Source organism: Mycobacterium scrofulaceum (assembly GCF_002086735.1).
GTDB classification, from domain to species: domain Bacteria; phylum Actinomycetota; class Actinomycetes; order Mycobacteriales; family Mycobacteriaceae; genus Mycobacterium; species Mycobacterium scrofulaceum.
In genome coordinates, this window is sequence record NZ_MVIJ01000114.1 from 1 (window position 1) to 3925 (window position 3925).

Here is a 3925-nt window from a genome sequence, read left to right on the forward strand (position 1 = left end):
TTGGTTATCTGAGGCCGTGAGGAAGCTGTTCACCATGTAGACGACACGCGTTCGGAGATGCCGGGAAATGCGTTGTGGACCAGTTATCTTCGGTGTCTGTGACGAGTCCTGGGCTGCGGGTGCAGTCGGTGGTGATGCCGTTCGGCGACCGCGAATCGTGGACGCTGGTGGATCAGGATGCGGTGGTGGTGGAGCCGGTCGAGGCGTTCTTGTCGCATCTGCACGCGATCGAGCGCTCACCGAACACGGTCAAGGCCTATGCCCATGATCTGCGGGATTGGTTCGAGTTCCTCGATCGGGGCGGCCTGGTGTGGTCGCGGGTGCGACTGGAGGAGGTGGGCCGGTTCGTGGCGTGGCTGCGACTACCCGCGGCGGGGCGAGTGGGCAATGTGTCAGCGCTGCCGACGGCGGAGAGCATGTGCTCGGAGGCCACGGTGAACCGCAAGCTATCGGCAATCTCGGCGTTTTATGAATTCCATCAGCGCCACGGAGTGGACCTGGGTGATCTGTTGACGACCTGGCAGCGGCATAAGGGACATGGTGGATCGTGGCGACCACTGCTGGCGCACCTGGGATCTCGACCGGAGCGCAGCAGGCGGATCCGGTTACGGGCCCAGCGGCGCATCCCGGACACGCTGGACACGGAACTGGTCGCGGCGATCGTGGCGGCCTGTGATCGGCTGCGGGATCGGTTCCTGTTTTCTCTGCTGGCTGCATCCGGGCTGCGGGTTGGTGAGGCGTTGGGGTTGCGGCACAGCGACATCGATGCGGCTGCTCGGCTGGTGACGGTGGTGCCGAGGGTGAATACGAATCGTGCCCGAGCCAAGGGCGGGGGTCGCCAGGTGCCGGTGCCGGGCGCGGTGATCCGGCTGTATGCGGATTATCTGCATGGCGAGTACGGCGAGCTGGACAGCGATTACGTATTCGTCAACTTGTGGTCCGGTCCTATTGGGTATCCGTTGACGTATGCCAGCGTCTACGATTTGGTCTGCCGATTGCGGGAGCGGACCGGAATCATGTTCGGGCCGCATACTTTTCGCCACTCGTATGCGACAGAGTTGTTGCGCCGCCAGGTGCCGGTCGAGGTGGTGGCCCATCTGTTGGGGCACGCGTCGATCGCGACGACCAGTGACGCGTACGCGCATCTGAAGGTCGAGGACACCCGCCGCGCGTTGGTGGCCGCGGGGTGGCTGGCGGACCGGGATGGGTCGTGGTGAGCGTCGAGGTGCTGGCGCCGCCGATTGAGCCCGGCTGGGTTGCGCGTTTGGGCGCAGCGGTGCGTGCGGAGTTCCGGGTCGAGGTGCTGGTGCCCGCCGTCGCGGATCCGATTCTCGGGTCGCCGGCATGCGCGGTGCCCGGGTGTGTGCGTTCGAGTCGCTACGCCGGGCTCTGCCCGGCCCATCTGGGCCGGTGGAGAAAGGCGGGTCGCCCGGATGACCGACGGGCGTGGGCGGCGACCGCTGATCCAGAGGTGATGGGGTACCGGCCGCTGCAATCGTGCCTGGTGCCCGGTTGCGGCTTCGGGCAGCATCGGTATCGGTTGTGCTACACGCATTCCCACGCCTGGGACAAGGCCGGACGCCCAGTGGTGGATCGGTGGAAGCCGGACGTGGCCGGCACGCCGGCAGCGGTGTGCGCCATCCCGGGGTGCATGTTGTGGGCCGAACTGGACGCCGGGTGGTGTCATTCCCACCACCGGCGGTGGCGGCTGCGTGGTCGCCCGTCGGCGGCGGAGTTCATCGCCTACTGCGCCAGCTACGGCGAGGATCGCTTCGACTTGCGGCCGCTGCGGCCGCAGTTGCGGCTGGAGATCGGCTACGCGCTGCAATGCCGCGTCGACCTGAACCGAACCCGCACCACACCGCGATCGATCAAGCCGCTGCTGGACCACTTGTCGGCAACCGGGGCCGAGTCGCTGCTGGATCGTCCGCTGGCCGACTGGCTGGCCGGGCTGCCGGCCGCGGCGTCGGTCAACACCCCGCGCGCGTTCCTCGGTTACGCGATCGAGTGCGTGCTCGATTTGCGCGACGGGACCGGCTGGGACAGCGAATACCAGCGTGACGTGTGGCGGCTACGGCGGCTCGGTGTTTCCGGCCATGACGGGGCCAAACTGGATTTCACTGCGGTGCACCCAGTCTGGCTTCGAGAGCTGGCCAAACGATGGTGCCGGTGGCGCATGTCGTGCGGAGTCGGGCTGGGGCAGCTACGCAGTGATCGCCTCGCGCTCGTTCGTTTGTCGCAGTTCATGCCCGGACTAGCGAGCTCGTCGGGCCCGGGTGCGCTCGAGCGGGCAGCGCTGGAGGCCTACCTGGCTCGACTGGCCGTTGAGATCCCACAACCGAAGACCCGCAGCGCCGAGATCGGCTGTGTGACCGGGTTTCTGAATGCCGTTCGCCAGCACCGGTGGGCATCGCTGCCGGCCGAGGCGCAGCTGTATCCCAGCGACCAGCCCCGCCGTGACGAGACACCGGCACCGCGGGCGATTCCCGAGTTCGTCATGGGCCAGTTGGAAAGCCCGGCCAACCTCGACCGGATCAGCGACCCGCGGATCCGGCTGCTGGTGGAGGTCCTCATCCGCACCGGCCTGCGCATTGGCGACGCCACCCGGCTGGCGCTGGACTGTCTGGTTCGCGACCCGCAGGGCGCGGTCTATTTGCGCTACCGCAACCATAAGATGCGCCGCGACGCGGTGGTGCCCATCGACGACGAACTCACCGCCATGATCCAGACGCAGCAGGAGCGCACCCGGCAGCGGTTTCCAACCACCGCCGTGTTGCTGCCGCGCAGCAGCGCCAACCCCGACGGACGGCTGCCCATTCCCACCGTGACGTTCCACCTCCAGCTCGGGCAGTGGCTCGAAACATGTGGTGTCACAGATGAACTCGGTCAGCCAGCGCATATCACCGCTCATCAGTTCCGGCACACGGCGGCCACACGATGGATCAACCATGAGGTGCCGCAGGAAGTGGTCCGACGCCTGCTCGACCACACCAGCCACACCATGACCGCCGTGTATGCCCGATTGGCCGACACCACCATACGAGAGCAGTGGGAACGCGCCCAGAAGATCAACATCCACGGTGAGCCGGTCGACATCACCGTCGACGGGCCCCTCGCCGATGGCGAGTGGATGAAGCAGAACCTTGCACGCGCGAAAATAGCGCTGCCCAACGGCTATTGTGGTCTGCCACTACAGAAATCGTGCCCGCACGCCAACGCATGTTTGACTTGTCCGCTGTTCATCACGACCGCCGAATTCCTACCCCAACACCGCAAGCAGCTCGATGACACCCGCACGTTGATCTCGCGTGCTCAAACCGACGGCCACACCCGCCTGGCCGAGATGAACCACACCGTCGAAACCAACCTGCTTACCATCATCGCCACCCTCGAAACCGACCAACGCGACTGCCGGTGCGCTGCAGCGGGCAGCGAAACATGCTGCGGAAAGGAACCATCCGATGCGCCATGACAACAGCCACTACCTCCTCGCCGCTGCCCAACGCCGCCGCGCCGACACCCTCCAACGCGCCCGGCAAGCCCTGCAGGAACTCGGCGAAACCGGCCAGCGGCGCACTATCACACAGATCGCCGCCCTCGCCGGCGTCTCCCGCTCATGGCTGTATGCCCAGCCCGCACTGCGCGACCAACTCCGCCGACTGACCGCCATATCGGAGACGCCCGAGCCGGCACCACCTGCCCCAGTCGAGCGCGGCTCCGACGCCTCCCTGCGCCAACGCCTCACCCTCGCACACGAACGCATCCGCGAACTCGACAACGAAAACCGTCAACTACGAAACCAGATCGCACTCCTGCACGGACAGCTCCGCGCCAACCGCATCGCCGACACCCACATCACGGACACCGTCCACGACACAAACACCCAGATCACGCCCCCAAACAGTCGAGCCCGCCCAAGATAACG

At 66.3% G+C, this 3925-nt stretch carries 3 protein-coding genes; all 3 read left to right on the forward strand.

Features of this window, described 5'->3' with window-relative positions; genetic code table 11:
- The first annotated feature begins 134 nt into the window (after nt 1–134).
- From BST44_RS28835 to BST44_RS28845, 3 genes are read left to right on the forward strand one after another with little or no spacing between them, the layout of a single operon-like run.
- Nucleotides 135–1217, forward strand: a complete 1083-nt coding sequence (locus tag BST44_RS28835) for a tyrosine-type recombinase/integrase (RefSeq protein WP_033717226.1) — start codon at nt 135–137, stop codon at nt 1215–1217.
- Nucleotides 1187–3472 carry a tyrosine-type recombinase/integrase gene (locus tag BST44_RS28840; RefSeq protein ID WP_225325992.1) on the forward strand — a complete coding sequence of 762 codons (2286 nt, stop codon included), beginning with the start codon at nt 1187–1189 and terminating at the stop codon, nt 3470–3472. Before BST44_RS28835 ends, BST44_RS28840 begins: the two co-directional genes overlap by 31 nt.
- Complete coding sequence (locus tag BST44_RS28845; RefSeq protein ID WP_007172469.1) at nt 3462–3923, forward strand: DUF6262 family protein; 462 nt, start codon at nt 3462–3464, stop codon at nt 3921–3923. Before BST44_RS28840 ends, BST44_RS28845 begins: the two co-directional genes overlap by 11 nt.
- Nucleotides 3924–3925: the final 2 nt, after the last annotated feature.